The 17358-nt window shown below is 43.0% G+C and carries 13 protein-coding genes; 7 read left to right on the top strand and 6 right to left on the bottom strand.

Features of this window, described 5'->3' with window-relative positions; translation table 11 throughout:
• Nucleotides 1-360 precede the first annotated feature (360 nt).
• A complete protein-coding gene (locus AB0756_RS25300; RefSeq protein WP_038082139.1) occupies nt 361-723 on the top strand; it encodes a PadR family transcriptional regulator in 363 nt (120 codons plus the stop codon).
• A 175-nt stretch (nt 724-898) separates the two neighbouring features.
• Complete coding sequence (locus AB0756_RS25295; protein WP_038082138.1) at nt 899-1432, top strand: cofactor assembly of complex C subunit B; 534 nt, start codon at nt 899-901, stop codon at nt 1430-1432.
• Nucleotides 1433-1829: 397 nt separating this feature from the next.
• Here AB0756_RS25295 and AB0756_RS25290 read toward each other — a convergent pair whose 3' ends face one another.
• Nucleotides 1830-2147: a DUF3155 domain-containing protein gene (locus AB0756_RS25290; protein ID WP_026134610.1), complete on the bottom strand. Its 318-nt coding sequence runs from the start codon at nt 2145-2147 to the stop codon at nt 1830-1832.
• Between the two features lie 287 nt (nt 2148-2434).
• Between AB0756_RS25290 and AB0756_RS25285 the strand changes: the two genes are divergently transcribed.
• The gene (locus tag AB0756_RS25285; protein WP_408019915.1) at nt 2435-3856 is read left to right on the top strand and encodes a sensor histidine kinase; all 1422 of its coding nucleotides are present in this window, start codon (nt 2435-2437) and stop codon (nt 3854-3856) included.
• Between the two features lie 47 nt (nt 3857-3903).
• On the opposite strand, the gene AB0756_RS25280 is transcribed toward AB0756_RS25285, so the two are convergent.
• Both AB0756_RS25280 and AB0756_RS25275 read right to left on the bottom strand, forming a co-directional pair.
• The gene (locus AB0756_RS25280) at nt 3904-5148 is read right to left on the bottom strand and encodes an S-layer homology domain-containing protein (RefSeq protein ID WP_038082134.1); all 1245 of its coding nucleotides are present in this window, start codon (nt 5146-5148) and stop codon (nt 3904-3906) included.
• Between the two features lie 603 nt (nt 5149-5751).
• Nucleotides 5752-6438: a hypothetical protein gene (locus tag AB0756_RS25275; RefSeq protein WP_038082132.1), complete on the bottom strand. Its 687-nt coding sequence runs from the start codon at nt 6436-6438 to the stop codon at nt 5752-5754.
• Nucleotides 6439-6757: 319 nt separating this feature from the next.
• On the opposite strand from AB0756_RS25275, the gene AB0756_RS25270 reads away from it, so the two are divergent.
• The 3 genes from AB0756_RS25270 (at nt 6758) to AB0756_RS25260 (ending at nt 12791) form a co-directional block, all read left to right on the top strand.
• Entirely contained in the window at nt 6758-6913 is a 156-nt protein-coding gene (locus AB0756_RS25270; RefSeq protein ID WP_153021432.1) for a hypothetical protein, read from the top strand.
• 633 nt (nt 6914-7546) lie between these two features.
• On the top strand, nt 7547-10573 hold the full coding sequence (gene sbcC / locus AB0756_RS25265; RefSeq protein WP_038082131.1) for an exonuclease subunit SbcC: 3027 nt from the start codon (nt 7547-7549) through the stop codon (nt 10571-10573).
• Between the two features lie 265 nt (nt 10574-10838).
• Nucleotides 10839-12791, top strand: a complete 1953-nt coding sequence (locus AB0756_RS25260) for a sensor histidine kinase (RefSeq protein WP_050046669.1) — start codon at nt 10839-10841, stop codon at nt 12789-12791.
• Here AB0756_RS25260 and AB0756_RS25255 read toward each other — a convergent pair.
• On the bottom strand, nt 12725-13549 hold the full coding sequence (locus AB0756_RS25255) for a class I SAM-dependent methyltransferase (RefSeq protein WP_038082130.1): 825 nt from the start codon (nt 13547-13549) through the stop codon (nt 12725-12727). The two genes, AB0756_RS25260 and AB0756_RS25255, sit on opposite strands and share 67 nt — an antisense overlap.
• A gap of 94 nt (nt 13550-13643) precedes the next feature.
• Entirely contained in the window at nt 13644-14207 is a 564-nt protein-coding gene (locus AB0756_RS25250) for an HD domain-containing protein (protein WP_038082128.1), read from the bottom strand.
• 98 nt (nt 14208-14305) lie between these two features.
• On the opposite strand from AB0756_RS25250, the gene AB0756_RS25245 reads away from it, so the two are divergent.
• Nucleotides 14306-15097 carry a class I SAM-dependent methyltransferase gene (locus AB0756_RS25245; protein ID WP_050046670.1) on the top strand — a complete coding sequence of 264 codons (792 nt, stop codon included), beginning with the start codon at nt 14306-14308 and terminating at the stop codon, nt 15095-15097.
• A 292-nt stretch (nt 15098-15389) separates the two neighbouring features.
• Here AB0756_RS25245 and AB0756_RS25240 read toward each other — a convergent pair whose 3' ends face one another.
• Nucleotides 15390-17033, bottom strand: coding sequence for a fibronectin type III domain-containing protein (locus tag AB0756_RS25240; protein WP_038082126.1), 1644 nt, complete (start codon nt 17031-17033; stop codon nt 15390-15392).
• Between the last annotated feature and the right edge of the window lie 325 nt (nt 17034-17358).

The following is a 17358-nucleotide window of genomic DNA, read 5'->3' as shown; positions in this document are numbered from 1 at the left end:
TAATTACTGTCCGACAAAGTTTTGGTTAAGTTGTTCATCAAAAATGCATTTTCCCTTTAAAATTGCTTAGGCGGGATTTTATGCTTAAGCAGTTTTTACGCCATCTGCATCAACCTAAATCGAGGACAGCTGTTATGCTGTTGTCGAATAGCTCCTCAACAAAACGCCAAAAGCTTGGGTAGAGGTATCCACCTGTATACCTCTATAAATGGCGCATCCATCCTACGACTTATCACTTTTTGTTCTTTGGTATTACAGCCTAAGTACCACAATATTCTTAAAGTTTTCGGGGTAGCATCTCAGACACCCATGTGGGATTAGAAGCTTGACCCTTAGGCATTTTTTAGCCATTTACTAACCATGAAACTTGAGGATATATATAAATTCTTTGAAAATCCTCCGCCAACGTATCTCTGTCAAGAATTAGCTATTTGCTATATCTTGTACGTTTTACTACAAGGAGAATCCTACGGAACAGAGTTGATCCAACGCCTGGAAACCGAATATCCAACATACAGACTCTCTGATACTGTACTTTATAGTGCAATTAAGTTTCTCGAAGACCAGAAGGCAATCACTGGATATTGGAAAAAACTTGAAGGACGCGGACGTCCAAGGAGAATGTACCAAGTTTCCCCAGAATGGCAATCGCAAGCTGCGAGTTTAGCTCGTTTGTGGCACCAATACATTGATGAGAGAACGAATCAACTAGTTAGTAGTTAGTCGTTAGTGGTTAGTAGTTTATGGTATTACTAATCACAATTCAACTAGTTAGTGGTTGGTGGTTAGTAGTTTATGGTATTACTAATCACAATTTATACTGTTGTTATGTGACTTGCGCTCAGTTACTTGATAATGAATAAGTCCCCTCCAACTTAAAAGTAACACTTACCGATTTATGGATACTGCCATTTTGCCATCCACGTTACTGTTGACCTTACTATTATCTGTCGGGCTGTTTTTCTTTATTCGAGCTTCGACCAAAGACCGTATGGAAACAGCACACCTGGTTTCAGCAGACGACGAAAACACTTTAATGCCTTTATTAAAGGATTACTTTCAGTCTCGGTCTTACCGAGTGGCAGCGGTAGACCCAGAACACAACCAAGTAACCTTTGAAGGTTATGTTAGACCTAGCTGGTTTTTAGCTGTATTTTTAACGCTTTTAGCTGCTACAGGTATTCTTTGCCTATCGCTAGTCTTATCTTTTCTATTCCCCAATCTCAATCAAGTTTTTGTAGGAATGGTACTGCTTTCACCTTTAAGCGGTACTTTTTACTGGAAAAAAGCCAAAAAACTTGAGAAGGTTTCGTTGAAATTGGAAGAAACCAAGGGCAACGAACGCTTCCCAAGTAAAATTACTGTTGTTGCTCATCGAGATGAACTCATTGAGCTTCAACGGGCATTGAGTTTAAAAAATTGCGAGTCATAGCCGTACACCAAAGACTATCTCTATAAAGAATAAGAGACGGACTTGTAACAACCCCATAAAAAAAAGAACTTAAGAGAGGAGATAGAACGTTCCTTGTGTAAAATGTTCTCCCTGCATACTGTTGGGAGAAGTTACATCGCTCGTAAAGAGCACAATCTATGGTCTGCTCACATCCAAAAACGTTCATTTTCCTCTCTTATCCGCTCTTGCACGCAGAATCAACTCATTAACCAAGCAAATAGTTTGATTGAAGTTGATTGTCCAAATTAGGCTTGCTCCTCACTGGCAAATGAGCCATATTCTTAAAAAAACATGAAAATTCTGAATATACACAGCATTTTTGCCAGTTAATTGTTGTCATGAGTCCAACTCAGATCCTATGATAGCCATTGATGGTTCAGCGACTGGCAACAGCTACTGGTTCTTGACCTGGAGAAGGTTCTAACGTTCTCAGGCTGGGAAATAAGAAATGATTTTCTTCAACATACTGAGCACCAAACAGACCTTTCTCAGCCCAGAAGTAACGATCTGTGGTGTGTTCGTTTCGCTTTACGAGTAGCAACGCAGGTGGCAAGATTCCCTCAGCTTGAATAAATCTTCTTGCTGCTGTCACAGGTTTCTCTTCGCCGCTTTCGATGCTATATTGGGGCACGTGTTCTAAAATTCGTCGCCCTTCTTGACGACGACGGCTCTTCCTTTTTCGTCTCCTTGCCAACCTTCTTTCCTCCTCTTGAAAGCTATAGATTATTGTAGTGATAGCTACAAAATCCGTCGTAATTATAAAAGTTCTAGTTCAAAATTTCAAGAGTTGTTAACCTTTTGATACAAGAAAGATAATTTCGCTAGCAACAGAAAATATACACAGCGATCGAGTGTACTCCGTTGGAACGAGCCAAGACAGGTCAAATTGAGTTAAGCTTTGTTAAAGAAAAGTTTTTTCCAGTTCCTTTTCTTACCATAACTGTAACCTCCACTCCCAATCCCTAACCCCCAACCAAAGTAATGTCAATGTCTACCAGTTCTGAGTTTGTTGCTCTATGCCGAGAGCAGATGGCACTGTTAGCCCAAGCACTGGAAGCATCATTGAGTGTCGTTTATTTAACACAAGAATTGGTAGAGGCTTCAACGACACAAGAGGCGAAGCTAATACCTGTGGTGTTTTACCCAGAGACAGCAGTGGAACGGCAGCAAGATAATGCTTTAGTGTTGCCCATGTCTATTTCAAACCCCGATGAGGTTTCATATAGTTCAGCTTTGACTGTCATGAAAAGAATTCCCCATTCTTCTACAGGTAAAGCCCGGAGATTGGGAGAAACCAAAAAGAATCAGAAGCTATTGAAAGCAGCAGAAGAATTTCCTGCGACCACACGAGAAACCTCAACAACTGAGGCGTCAGAGTCTCATTCCGCAGACGAATACTTCATAGACGGCGATCGCATTGTCTTGCCTCTGATCGGCCAGGATATGATGTTAGGGCTGCTCGTAACAGTTAGGGAAGATCGGCAATGGAACGAGCAGGAAAGGGGCGAAATTGAGCGCATCGCTCAAACACTCTCTTTAGCTTGTGTTATAGATAGACAGAGAGCATGGTTGGAACAGCAGTTACACCAACAGCAAATTCTGCAAGAAAAGCAGCAAGATTTACTCGATAATTTACTCCACCAGTTACGCAATCCATTAACTGCATTGCGAACCTTTGGCAAGCTGCTTCTCAAACGACTGCGTCCGGGGGATATCAACCAAGAAGTAGCAAATAGCATAGTGCGAGAGAGCGATCGCCTTAAAGAATTGTTGCAAAAATTTGATGAAGTGATCGATTTAACAGCAGAAGATTTGGGGTCAGTGGCATTACCCTCAAAAGAAGTTTATGTTGAAGCCAACGTACAAAAAGAGCCAAAAACTTCACTGTTGCTACCCGGTACGGGGGAGAAAGAAACAGATTGCTCAATAATGGATATATTAGAACCCTTATTAGTATCCGCCAGTGCCATCGCTCAAGAAAGAAATTTACAATTAGTAGTAGAAATTCCTCCTCATTTACCTCTAGTACGTGTCAACCGCAAATCACTAGAAGAAGTATTAAGCAATATTATTGATAACGCCTTAAAGTACACTCCAGCTGGAGGTAAGATTTTAGTTCAAGCAGGGCAAGAAAAACCATCATTTCAAGGAATTGCCATTAGTGATACGGGACCCGGTATTCCACCTCAAGATTTGGAGCATCTTGGGGAAAGGCATTATCGAGGAGTACAAGCCCAGACTCAAATTCCCGGAACAGGATTGGGACTATCAATTGCCAAACAACTCATAGAACAAATGCAGGGCGAAATTCAAGTTTTCAGCCCTGCATTAAACACCGATATTACATCCCTAAATGCACGTGGAACCACTGTTATTGTTTGGTTGCTAATGGCTAATGGCTAATAGAAAATTGACCATTAGCTATTAGCCATTAGCTATTAGCAATTAACCTATCTTAATGAAATCTGCAAATTTCTTTCTACAGTCATTTGCAGGTCGGTATCTGGGTCAATAACAACTAAGTCAACGCTCTTCTTACCAAAGAACAGCCCGAGCAATCCACCAATAGCCGCACCACCGAGAACTTCTTCTGTCGCAATAGCGCGATCGCCAGTTACGGCTGATACTGCTGCTGCAGCACCCGCACCGAGGGCTGCATTCTTCACAATTGCTTTTGTGCTAGTCCCTTTCTTAATAGTTTCAGTCTTGGTAATCACTTCAGAAGTGGCGCTCAATTGATATTCCTGACCGTTGGTAAGAACGAGTTTCTCCGCAACGAATTGAGAACCGTTTTTCGCTGGTTTGAGTTTACCTACGACTTGGCTACCAGCAGGAATGACCAAAGTTCCCCTGTCGGTAACTACGTTTTGCCCAACAGTGAGGGTTAAAGGTGCTGTTTCGTCCTTGGTAACCAGAATTTTTTCAGCCTTGTCGTATTTCACGGGAATAACAGTTCCCTCAGGAATGGTCACGGCTACCGGTTTGGGTGGAGTTGTATTACCAGCCGCTACGATATAGGGTGAGTTAATAGCTGAAACTTGACCGGTGCTAACTAACGCTTGATAGATGAAAGCTGCTACCTGTGCTCGTGTTGCTACTGCTTGTGGTTGTAAAGACTTGACGTTGGGATAGTTAACTACCAAGCGCTTCTCAGTTGCTGCTGCAACGGGAGTCCGAGCATAGCTAGAAATATCGTAAGCGTCGTTGTAGTACTGCAAAGTGCTTTCAGTACTGTTGTTAGCAACATAGTCCAGACCGTTAGCCAGTGAAACTAATACCTGCTGGCGGGGAATGTTTTGATTGGGCTCAAAACGATTGCCGGGATAACCAGATAAGAAACCTGTTGTATAGGCTTCATTAATTGCCATGTATGCCCAGTAATTGCTAGGCACATCATAGAATCGAACAGCTTGCCGTTCTGCTGATTTTTGGAAAGCTTTACGGATCATGGCTGCAAATTGAGCACGCGTGACTGCTTGATCTGGACGGAAAGTCCCATCAGGAAATCCAGCAATAACGCCGCGCTGTGCTAGTTCTTGAATGAACTGTGATGCCCAGTAGTTATATGAAACGTCTGAAAAGCTTGTTTGAGCCAAAGAGGCTGTAGGTGTAATTAAAGGTGCGATTGTGCCTGCTGTAATACCTAATGTCATGAATGCAGCACATCCAGCTTGCCAACGAGTATGACCAAACATTTTATTTTTGCTCCCCAACCTTTTTTGTGTTTCTGTTAGTTAATTTGACAATTTTTGACTTCAAAAGTTCCAATTTTTAGTTATCAGCTATGACTTAATATTAGTTACTTTGGTAGAAGTATTAATAATTTTCCACCCTTAATTCTTAGATTTACTGATAACTATTAATCCGATAATTCCGAGCTTTTCAGTTCGTAATTAGCCATTGATAAGGCAATTATGAATTATTTAGACGCTATCCTGACAAAATAGTTGCAAAAAAATCAAAAAATACGTAGAACTACTACAATTATTTTTGGGCTTTTAGGAAATGCACGCACTTAAGATAACCTTCTTGATTCTCAGACTCTGTATGAGAATAATTGTCTTTCAATGACCTACTTTTGTCTCACTTTATCTCTAGTAATGCCTACCCTAGTTGTTTGAGAATCTCTTTCTTTGATGATTGCAATTTCAGTATAAATGAAGCCAAAGTTACTTTGTTCGAGTAAGAATACGGAAATTTTTACCAACGGTTATAAAAAAGTCAAGCGATCGCAAACTCTACCGTAGGTGCGATCGCATTTCTCATGATGAAATTCACGGACTTAAACAGAGTTAAGTCTAGTAGTTATTGTATCGATCGCTGCGAGATAACTGCAAGTTAGAACGCAGTGTCAAATCTAAATCTCCTTCTTGGGGTTCAACAACCACAACTTCGACTTCCTTCTTCCGCAACAAAACGCTGGCGGCTGCACCTGCACCTGCACCAATAATAGGTTCTAACGCTTCAATTCGACGGTTACCTGTTAGCAGTGAAATGACGCTGGCTGCACCTGCACCAATAGCAGCATCTTGAAGAATTTTGCCTGAATCAGCTCCTTTCTTGATTTTTTCCGTTCTCGTAATGACTTGAGAAGTTGCATTTACAGATTGGCGCTCGCCGTTACGGAAAACCAATTCTTGTGCTTCAAATCGGCTACCTTTTCGAGAGCTTCTGCTGGCTGGTTGCATTTGTCCGACAATTTCCGTTCCTTCTGGAATTAAGACATTACCAGAGCGATCGACAATATTTCTTGCTACCTTGAGAGTGATTGCTGCTTTCTCTTCAGGGGTGACCAAAATTTTCTCTTTGTCATAGGTAGTAGGAATGACAACTCCCGCAGGAATAGAAACGTATCGGGATTGTTGTCTGGGTAATACCTGTGCATTAGCAGGAGCCAAAGGCAATATAGGTACAATAGCACCTGTTGTAATAGTCATCGCCATCAATGCGGCGGCTCCAGATTTCCAATTAATAAAACGAGTCATAAAGCAGGGGTCCTGTCGTTTCTTGTTAGTTTTTATGACGTGCTGTTACTGAGATTGTTTCTGACCTTTTTCCAACCTATCTCTAGGAGTATTCCGAGGGTGAGTTCACTATGACATGGGAAGAATATGCAATTGTTCCACGTTATTCTTTTTGTAACGTTAAATTGTACCAACGAACAGTAACGAAAGGCGTAAATGACGTAAATTGTTTGAAACTGTTCCTAAAATTTTGAACGACATCTGTCTGAGAAGAATGAAGTGTACCTGAAACGCAAGTTGATTTGCTGAAACAAGAATCCCATGACGTGAAGTCGTGGGAGTGTCAAAGAATACAGTCTATGATGAAAATAACCAAGTTTGGTCGATCGGAACGCCTAGTACACGAAGGCAGAAGTACGATGGCAGAGGAGCCACTGCGGTGGACGGGTTTCACAGGCTACAGCAAGTGGCGTGGCAGAAGGCGCAAAAGCTTTAACTGTAAGATTTTTCTCTGTCACTAATGGTTGCTTTATTTACGCCGAACTGTACTAGTTTGATTCTACCGATTGCTATGCTATTACCTAATGGTGAAATTACGCCTGTGACACCGAGAGAAGAACTATGAATCTGGAAAAACAGCTTGTCATGTCTGGGGTGATTTTTACCGAAATCTCTAATTTTCCTGGAGAAAATTTGAATTTTCTGAGTTAAAATGTAAACTTTCCATCACTTCTGTCCCAAAAAACATAGCTAACACTCTTGACAAATTTTACTTCGTTATTAAAGGAAACAGATTTGCCTCCGCAGATTCTTTTTTAGCAACTACAAAAAAGCTTTTGCCTGTATGCAACGTCGCAAAAATATTTTTATATCCTCAAATTATAAGTCTGGAGTTATGTAAACCCGGTCTACCTTCTTTTAAGTTTTCACTTCTGAGCGAGCGAAGGTAGCCTTCGTTGAAAATTGCAAAAAGCTTTTGCCCGAGGGAAAAAATGAACTCATAATATTGTTAACATTCGTAAATTTGCTTTATTAGAGACTAGAAACATGATAATAACCTAGTTAAACTAACAGAGAGAGCATCTGTACTGCTTGCTTCTTTAAAATAAGGTGTCGCGCTGAAGCCTCAATGATCCCAAGACAACTTACACTTAAAAACTTTCTCAGTTACCGCGATGCCATTCTAGATTTTCGCGGTTTACATACAGCGTGTGTTTGTGGTTCTAATGGTGCGGGAAAATCTTCCCTCCTCGAAGCTATCACCTGGGCGATATGGGGTGAAAGCAGAGCTGTATCTGAAGATGACGTTATCCACACAGGGTCTAAAGACGTTAGAGTTGATTTTATTTTTGAAACCAACCAACAAAATTATCGCGTGATTCGTACCCGACAGCGCGGTGGAAATAGTGGTTTGGAATTTCAAATAGAAACACCAAATGGCTTTCGCCCGTTGACGGGTAAAGGTGTACGGGCAACACAGGATATCATTTTAGAACACATTAAGCTAGATTACGATACATTTATTAACTCAGCTTATCTCCGCCAGGGTCGTGCTGATGAATTTATGCTCAAGCGACCTAACGAACGTAAAGAGATACTGGCAGAGTTATTAAAACTCAATCAATATGATGAATTAGAAGAACGGGCAAAAGACCTATCGCGTCAGTTTAAAGCACGGGCTGAGGAATTAGAACGTTGCTTGGAGTCTCTAAAAAATCAACTGCTTTCTCGTGAGGCGATCGTCCAAAAACAAGCTGAATTGGAAGCTGACATTAACCAGCTCCAACAAGTCCAAGCATTTGATACGATTCAATTGCAAAGTTTGCAGGTTGTGCAACACCAGAGGCAAAACAAAGAACAACAGCTTAACTTTGTCAGGCAACAATACCAAAATCTAACCCAGGATTGCGATCGCCTTCAACAAGACCGCGCAGCTATTAGCGCTCAGTTATCTGTTTTAGAAAAGTTATTAAGCCAAGAAGCTGAGATTAAAGCCGGGTATGAGGAGTATCAAAATCTACAATCTCAAGAAGAAGTGATGGGTGCAAGATTTGAAGAGTATACTCGCGCCCAACAAGCACGTCAAAAAAACCAGCAGCAACTGACAAAACAAATTCACGAACTCGAACGCCAGCTGCAACACAGCGAGGCGCAACTCGCCGCTTTGCAGCAACAAGAGCAGGATTTGCAACAAATTCTTGGGAAATCAGAAGAAGTAGAGGTCGCTTTGGCACAACTGGCTGCTGCACGCAACCGTCTCGAGCAGCTCGATCGACTGCAGCTACAGGTGTCTCCTCTGCTGCAAAAGCGAGCTTCCTTGCAAACCCAAATAGATCGAGCGCACGCTGGGTTAGTGGCTCGGCTCGAACAACTAGGCTCCACAGAAAACCAATTGCAACGGGCTTCACAGCGACAACCGCAACTGCAACAAGCCGTGATGGAAGTCGCAATCCATATTGAGGAGCTAGAAAAAAAGCGGGTTTATTTGCAAAGAGTTCAGGAGAAAGGACAGGAGAGACGCCACCTGATAGAGCGCTTGCAAGCTCACCAACGAGATTATGAAAGACTTTTGGGAGAATTACAGCAAAAACTGCAAATGCTCCAAACACCCAATGCTTTATGTCCTTTGTGCGAGCGTCCTTTGGATGAACATCATTGGAATCGTGTAGTCGATAAAACTAAAATTGAGTACAAAGATGCTGAGGATGAATTGTGGATAGTTCGGGAACGAATGGCTGTATCGGATAGAGAAATTCAGGTTCTCAGACAGGAATACCGGGATATATCACAACAATTATCTCCTTACGATACTTTACGCGAACAAAGAGGGCAATTAGCAGCACAATTGCAGGCAACAAGTGATATCGAAGAACAGCTACAACAAATAGTTGTTGAGAAGCAGCAACTCGAGCAAGCGTTAGAAGTAGGTGATTACGCTCACGATCTACAAGCCGAATTGCAGCAATTGGAGCAGTACTTACAACAGCTCAACTACAGCGAACAGGATCATGCCCTTGCACGTAATGAGGTGGAACGATGGCGGTGGGCAGAAATTAGGCTCAGTCAAATGAAAGATGCTGCCAAGCGTCAAGCTCAAATACAGTTACGAAAACCGGAAATTCAGGGGCAAATTCAAGGGTTGCAAACTAGAGTTCAGCAAGAAGCAACTGAATCTGAGTGTGCCAAACAAATTGCTGGTCTTGAAAAGTACATTGCTGAAATTGGCTATGATACAGAGCGGCACAACCAGGTTCGCTTGGCAGTACGCAAAATGCAATCTTGGCAATTACAGTATCAACATCTCCAAGCAGCACAACAGCAGTACCCGCAGCTTCGTGCAAGACTCCAAGAGATCGAGGTAGCTTTACAAGGGAGATTGGCCGAGCGGCAAAAACTTCATTCTGAAATAGACAGTCTTGTTCGCCAATTGCAAGAAACAGCAAATCCAACAACTCAAATACAAGAGTTAGAGCAGCAATTAGCTTCTCGCAGGCGTCAGCTTGACGAACAACTCTCGCATTTAGGACGGTTACAGCAGCTAGCCCACCAACTTGAAGCGCTACAACTTCAGTACGAGCAACAGCAGCAGCAATTGCAAGAAACAAAACAGCAATATCGGATTTATCAGGAATTGGCGCAAGCCTTTGGTAAAAATGGTATCCAAGCATTGATGATTGAGAATGTTTTGCCTCAATTAGAAGCTGAGACAAATCAATTGCTCTCGCGGTTGAGTGCTAACCAGTTGCACGTTCAATTTGTGACACAGAAAGCTGGACGCAGTGGAAAATCCACAAAGAAAAATGTCAAGCTGATCGATACTTTGGATATTTTGATTGCAGATGCACAAGGAACGCGAGCTTATGAAACTTATTCTGGTGGAGAAGCTTTTAGAATTAATTTTGCTATCCGTTTAGCTTTGGCAAAATTACTGGCGCAACGGGCTGGAGCGTCGTTGCAATTGCTGATTGTGGATGAAGGTTTTGGTACGCAGGATTCCGAAGGATGCGATCGCCTGATTGCAGCAATTAATGCGATCGCTTCTGATTTCGCTTGCATCTTAACTGTAACTCATATGCCCCACCTGAAAGAAGCTTTCCAAGCTCGAATTGAGGTCAGTAAAACTCAACAAGGTTCTCAGTTACATTTGTTAATTTAGTACGGCAAGTCATAAATACTCAGAAAATCTTCTTTTGCTTGCATACCTGTGGGTGATTTGCGCTTTCCGGTGAAACTCGGCTAAACAGTCATTGTCAGTTTGCAGTTTACTAGCAACAGAAACAATACACAATATTTCAGTATTTATACTTAAAAGAATCTACAGTTGTTCATGGCAATGCATTTTTCTTATGAGACAGAAAACCGGGTTATAATCCAAATGATTATAGTACACAGATAACTTGGTGTGCTTTCAGCAAAAGAGCGTGACAAGATCGAAAAAAACCGAATTTCCCTTAAATTTAGGAATCGGGTGGCAAAAAAGAAGTATAAATGACAACTTTAAGCCTTGGGGCGGTCACAGGCTGGCTCTTAAGTGGCATCTTGTGTTGCTCGTAGCAGGGGCATTACTCCCAGTTGTTCTTTTTGCCGTTGCTGTCGTACACAGACTCTCGCTGAAAGAGCGTGCAGCATCAGAGCGCCGCTTGGTTCTAGCAGCACGCAACCTCACTCAAGATATAGAACGTGAGGTTTCAAGTACAACCAGGGTACTCCAAGTACTGGCAACTTCCGATCGACTCGACCGAGGTGAATTAAAAGCTTTTTATCAAGAGGCGCAGCGCACAGTGCAAACGCAACCGACTTGGTTGGGCGCGATCCTCCTAACACCAGATAAACGTCAGGTCTTCAATACTTTTCGTCCCTTCGGTACCCCACTGCCCTTGGCAAATGAGCCTGAAAGTGTGCGACGCGTTGTCAAAACACTCCAGCCAACAGTAGGTTACCTCGCCTTTGCACGTCTCAAGCAAAAATGGGCTTTCCCCGTCCGCGTTCCAGTTATACGCAGTGGTAAGCTACGGTATGTGCTGACCGCCCTCATCACCTCAGAAGCGCTCACTCGTCTGGTCAAGACCCAAACCACTGTTGATGGCGAGTGGACGCGTACTGTCGTTGACGGTTACGGTGTTGTTGTAGCCCGAACTCGCAATCCCGAACGCTTTGTGGGACATCCGGGTACCCCTTCTTTTCTGAAGCGAATCGCAGCAACAACAGAGGGAGTTTTCCGCGAAACTACCTTAGAGGGAACGCCAGTGTACGTTGCCTTCAAACGAGCCAATTTCTCTGGCTGGACGACCGCCGTCGTCGTTCCTATTGAAGTCATTGAAAGTCCGGCTCGCCGTGCAATGTGGTTCGTCGTTGGATCGGGCTTGGCTTTGCTCCTAGTCAGTGGCGTGGGAACGCTCATCCTCTCGCGATGGATTTCTCAGGGTATCGCTGAGGCTGCTCGTGCTGCAGAAGCTCTAGCCAAAGGTGAATATCCTCGTATCAGTCCCTCACCCATTCAGGAAGTCGCTTTGTTAGGCGAAGCCCTAGAATTTTCAGCTGACCTTTTGTCGCAACGGGAGCGGGAGCGGGACGAAAATTTAGCACAAGCCGAAGCAGCACGGGCTGAGGCGGAAACCGCTAGCCGCCTCAAAGATGAGTTCTTAATTACCGTCTCCCACGAACTTAGAACTCCTCTCAATGCTATTTCCGGCTGGTCCCAGTTGCTGGGTACCGGAAAGCTCAACCAAGAAAAGACACAGCAAGCGATCGCTACCATCGAGCGCAATGCAAAAGCTCAAGCACAACTGGTGAACGACCTCCTTGACACATCGCGAATCGTCGTCGGGAAACTCCGCCTCGAACCAGAGTTACTGAACTTAGCTACCGTGATTGTCAGTGCGCTCGATTCGGTGCGCCATGCTGCTGAAGTGAAAAACATAGATTTGCAGCTACAACTTGCTACCGTAGAACCTGTCGTGGGAGACCAAAATCGCCTCCTGCAGGTAGTATGGAATCTCCTTGCGAACGCAATTAAATTCACGCCTCAAGGTGGACGGGTGGAGGTGAGTCTCTCTCAGGCTAACTCATTTGTCGAGATTATAGTGCGCGACACAGGTGTAGGTATCAAGGCAGAATTCCTGCCACACGTCTTTGAACGCTTCCGCCAAGCCGACGGTTCAACCACAAGGCAGTTTGGGGGCTTGGGGCTGGGTCTGGCGATCGCCCGTCACTTAGTCGAGCTTCACGGTGGGACAGTGCGGGCTGAGAGTGACGGTGAGGGCAAGGGGGCAACTTTCACTGTTATACTGCCATCAGTTCAATCGTGTCATGGTTTGCAAGCGACAGACAGCACTACAGAAGCGGGAATTTCAATCCCACCATCTGTGGCGTAGGAACGAGCACCAGCAATAATAGCGCTCTCAATATTGTGTCGTTGCTCCTCGCTTTGCATTGCAAGCATTGGTCCCAGTCTTGCTGAAGTTGCGATCGTATTTGGCATTACATCCTCTGGCGTAGAAAAAAACCACACTACAGGTAATTCAGCGATAGAAACTGAAGTAAATCCTTTTGCGCTCAAAACCCTTTCGCATTCAGCTTCTTCACCAAAGCGGAACAAGGGTGGTCCTGGAGGGAGGTTTAACTTCATAGTACCTTTTGCCTGAATTGACCCCAAGATTAAACTCATGAATGGATTCCGTGCTGGTGGTGTCCAACAAGTGAAGGCATAGTACCCTCCGGATCTAAGCACCCGAAAAGCTTCAGCAATTGCTTGCTCGGGATTGGGAAAATGGAGAAGCCCCAAGCTGCAGATAACCGCATCAAATTGGTCTGACTCAAAAGGGAGGTTCTCAGCATCTCCTGTATGAAATTCGGCTTCAGGACATCGCTTTCGAGCAATGGTAACCATATTTTCTGCATAATCTAATCCAGTCACTATTGCCTGTCGCCTCACTGCTGCAGCACTCAACCGTCCAGTCCCGCAAGCAACATCCAGCAATCGCCAACCGTATCCTATTCCGACAGCGTCTAGTATGACTTCATTGACTTGAGAAGTCACTTGAGCAGTAGAGCGATCGTATTCAAACGCCACCCGATTAAATCCATCACGCTCGAACTCTTTGAATGCTTCGTAATTAGATCCGTCCAACATATAATTATAGGTGCAAAAAAATAGTAGAAATTCAAATTAACATCCTACCATTCTGATTCTAAAATGAGTCTTGTCTTGGATTTTATCTAAAGTATCAATTGATAAATACTTTATAATCTTCAATTTTACAAGCCAATCGCGACGCTAAAAACGGGCTTGCATCCTTTAAAGCGTCATAAATTAGAATACCTTCTTCTCGATATCGCACAATTTTATCTGAAGTCCAATAATGTGGAGGTGCTTGTAAGTTGCTGATTCTATCTGCTAACTTTACCATCCATATTTCTTTCGGTTCTTGCTTTATCCTTGTTAAACTATCTTCCATCTGAAGATATTTTGCGATGGTATTATTTTTAGTTAAGGCAAGTACACCTTTAGCTACGGCTTCACCAAATTCGATATTGATTTGCTCAAAAGTTATATCGGTATCTTCGATGGTGTCATGCAAAAGCGCACATTGAATTGCAAGATCTCCGTTAGATTCTTTTTCTACATTTAAAGCTGCAATGACTTCCATACTTACAAAGCTTAAGTGCATAATGTAAGGTATGTTTGAACCGGGCATCTCCTGACCTTGATGCGCTTGTGCTGCAAATTTGTAAGCTTTAATATAACTTTCTTGCGACCAATTTTCTGGTTTTAATTGATAGTTTTCCATATTTGCTTGCGTTTTCCAATACCTTAATAAACAAAACGAGTACTACTTGTATGAAAATTTTAAATGTAGATAATAAATCCTAAAGCAGAAAAAACCTTATGTCCACACTACAGGAAATCATTGCTTGTCCTTTATGCCGCAAAACTTTAACCGCAGTTCCACAGCCATGTAACAGGTGCCATAATTCTTTCCAGGAAGAATTAGCAAAAACTCCCTCTGTTATGGATTTGACTTATAAAGCTTTACAAAGACAACAAGACAACTCCATTACGGAGACAAAACCTTTACGTACAGAGTTGTTTCGTTCTCCAATTGTTTCTTTTTTATATGAAAGAATTTTACCCCCACTTTGGGCAGTGGGACTGCGGAACTCCGGCGGTATAGATGCTGAATTTAGACTGTGTACGGAATTCTTCGGTCAAAATCCTGGAATTGTAGCAGACGTCAGCTGTGGTACGGGCATTATGGCACGTCGTTTGGCAAAGTGGGGAAAGTGCGAACAAATCTTAGCTCTAGATTACTCTGAAACAATGCTGAGCGAGTTGCAACAACAAATGCAATTAGAAGGCATATCACCGTCAGAAATTGCGATCGCCCGCGCTGATGTAGAAGCACTACCTCTAGCACCAAATTCTATAGATGCTATCTATGCTGGGGCTGCCATGCATTGTTGGAATGATGCGACTGAAGGAATTCGCAATATTTACCAAGCGTTACGTCCTGGAGGGAAACTGTTAGCAACCACTTTTCTCAAACCATATCCTAGTATCGTGTTTCGGTTTTTTTCACCTGAAGAATTGCGATATATTGTATCAACAGCAGGTTTTCATGCAAACAACATACAAGTAGAAGCTAGTGGATTTTACGGTATTGTTAAGTGTATCAAATAAAAAAGAACCTGTAGGCTATTATTGTATATCCTACTACTAGTGGTTCACCACATTAATTTTGAGGGTTGATTGAAAAACCGCAGAGGCGCAGAGGGCGCAGAGGAAGAGAAAAAGAGGATGAGCTTGAACATCGTTTTACCCATTAAAACTTATGTGGTGGACTACTAGTGCTCTGTCGCAAAAGTTTTGAGGAGTGAAACGTTTTTATCTCGTTCCCAGGCTGAGCCTGGGAACGAGGTGTGCGGAGTTGTGAAAGCCTAGCAAAATTAATGGGACAGACCACTGGTTAGAACTACGATTGCTTTAACTCAAACTCATCAAACTTAATGACTTCTGAATCTGGCTTGCTGGTATCAAACAAGTAACTGCTGACCGTAGCCGTACCCGTATCAAAGATGCTGAAAACAGTAAAGTCATTGCTGGCAATATATGGTGTTGGATGACCATCTTCCCCCAGAAAGGGATGAATTGTTGGTATTACGGGTTCTAAACCATATGGATCTCCAAGTTCGACATAATCCTCTCGATAACCTATGGGAACTTTTCGCTTGCGATCGCCCCAAGCCGCACCGTATGAATTACCAACATTTGATGTTTCGATAAAATGTACTTGAGTGGAACTGACAAAGCGGTTCCACAAATGGGAATGCCCGTAAAATACTAACTGTACGCCTGCGGCTTCTAATAAAGGCATAACATCGCGAATGAGGTAATCAGCCTCTTTAGGGTACTCGTAACGTACTGCTTTAATATTGCCCAATGTATCGCGTTCTATGATTTGTACTGGCTCGGTATATGCTGGAACCACGTTATCACCAAGCGAATGAGGCGGGTGGTGCAGCATCACCACTTTGTACTTTGCTTGCTGAAATTCAGGGCTATTTAATTCTTGTACCAGCCAATTGTACTGCGTACTGCCTTTTGCGATCGCCTCATAAATATGCTGTCCGTAACCCCAATTCTCTGGTTTATTTAAATCTTTTGCACTTTCGTTGTATCTGCCTCTAGCATCTGCATCTAAGAGATGAGTGCGCCACATATTTGTAGCATATAACACTATTAATCCCACATCACCCAAAGTGACCGAGTAGTAAGTTTTTCCTCCTTCTGGACTTTGAGGTAGGGTAAAAAGTTCTTCGTAAGTATCGGTATTAAAAGAATTGTTTTTCAGCGAGTCTTTGCCGTATAAATTTTGAGCAATTGAGCGAGGAATTGTCTTATCAAATTCCGTATTTAAACTTTCACACCCAAAGCGTCCCATAATCTCATGATTGCCAATGCAAGTAAACATTGGGGCGTGTTGAATGATTTCACCTCCAGTATAAAATGTTGTAGTCCCATTTTTGCTCATTTCAAATTTGGCACGACCTTGCAAACAAGGAAAGAACGCACCCCCACGATTATCATCAAACCATTCGGAAGCGCGGTCTGGAATATTTGCTAAATCACCAGCAAACCAAACAGCATCTACGTAACCAACAGTTTCCACAACTTTCTGTAAATTGGCTGCTACCATAGGCTTGATTTGATGGTCGGAAGTCAGCAAAATTTTTAGGGGCGTTCCCGGCTGTGGTGCAGGTGCAAGGGTAAACACTTTGCTACTAACGCTTTCGCCATCTTCTCTCACACTTGTAACGTGGTAAGAAACGCGTATGTTAGGAGTTAAATCTTTTACCTCAGCCTCATGACGCCAAATATCGCGCATGACAGGATGTTGGTAAATTTGTCCATCCCGTGATTGGGTTGCGACACGTGAATTTTGGTCTTCGCGTACCCGACTGAGTTTGGTCGTTTTAGCAATAGCAGTATGAGCTAGATTCTTACCGTAAGCAACTATATGCCCGGAACCAGCAAATTCAGTAAACCACACAACTCGTACCGAACTTTCGGTTGGAAGTTGCAGGAAAGGATCGGTAAGCAACTGTGGTGGTGACATTATTTTTTCCCTAAATAAACTCACGTTAATCAGGTTAATCTATCCTGAAAATAGGGGCTAGGGGTTAGGGGCTCGGCAAGAGGAATTTTTACTCCATTGTAAATTATTGTTCCTTTGCTTGCATCTTCTATGCCTTTTGGCATAAATACGTTATCCGATGTAGATAGGAAGTGATTATCAAAGGGATTAATTGTAAGATACATCTAAACTTTCTTGCGAATGACTCTACCTGCATCAAGCGGACAAACTGTTGCTTTTAGAGACAGTGCCTCGGAGAGATAGACTGAAACGGTTTTAGCCTTTTAGAATGCTTTTACTATCACTC

The sequence above is a fragment of the Tolypothrix campylonemoides VB511288_2 genome (genome assembly GCF_045999855.1).
Taxonomy (GTDB): Bacteria; Cyanobacteriota; Cyanobacteriia; order Cyanobacteriales; family Nostocaceae; genus Scytonema; species Scytonema bouteillei_A.
The sequence above is the reverse complement of the archived record's forward strand: the minus strand, read 5'-3'. Positions and strand labels throughout refer to the sequence as shown.

Excerpts from the sequence above, each read along its gene's own strand:
- AB0756_RS25300 (WP_038082139.1), top strand. The coding sequence starts at position 361 with ATGAAACTTGAGGATATATATAAATTCTTTGAAAATCCTCCGCCAACG.
- AB0756_RS25295 (WP_038082138.1), top strand. The coding sequence starts at position 899 with ATGGATACTGCCATTTTGCCATCCACGTTACTGTTGACCTTACTATTA.
- AB0756_RS25285 (WP_408019915.1), top strand. The coding sequence starts at position 2,435 with ATGTCAATGTCTACCAGTTCTGAGTTTGTTGCTCTATGCCGAGAGCAG.
- AB0756_RS25280 (WP_038082134.1), bottom strand. The coding sequence starts at position 5,148 with ATGTTTGGTCATACTCGTTGGCAAGCTGGATGTGCTGCATTCATGACA.
- AB0756_RS25275 (WP_038082132.1), bottom strand. The coding sequence starts at position 6,438 with ATGACTCGTTTTATTAATTGGAAATCTGGAGCCGCCGCATTGATGGCG.
- sbcC (WP_038082131.1), top strand. The coding sequence starts at position 7,547 with ATGATCCCAAGACAACTTACACTTAAAAACTTTCTCAGTTACCGCGAT.
- AB0756_RS25255 (WP_038082130.1), bottom strand. The coding sequence starts at position 13,549 with ATGTTGGACGGATCTAATTACGAAGCATTCAAAGAGTTCGAGCGTGAT.
- AB0756_RS25250 (WP_038082128.1), bottom strand. The coding sequence starts at position 14,207 with ATGGAAAACTATCAATTAAAACCAGAAAATTGGTCGCAAGAAAGTTAT.
- AB0756_RS25245 (WP_050046670.1), top strand. The coding sequence starts at position 14,306 with ATGTCCACACTACAGGAAATCATTGCTTGTCCTTTATGCCGCAAAACT.
- AB0756_RS25240 (WP_038082126.1), bottom strand. The coding sequence starts at position 17,033 with ATGTCACCACCACAGTTGCTTACCGATCCTTTCCTGCAACTTCCAACC.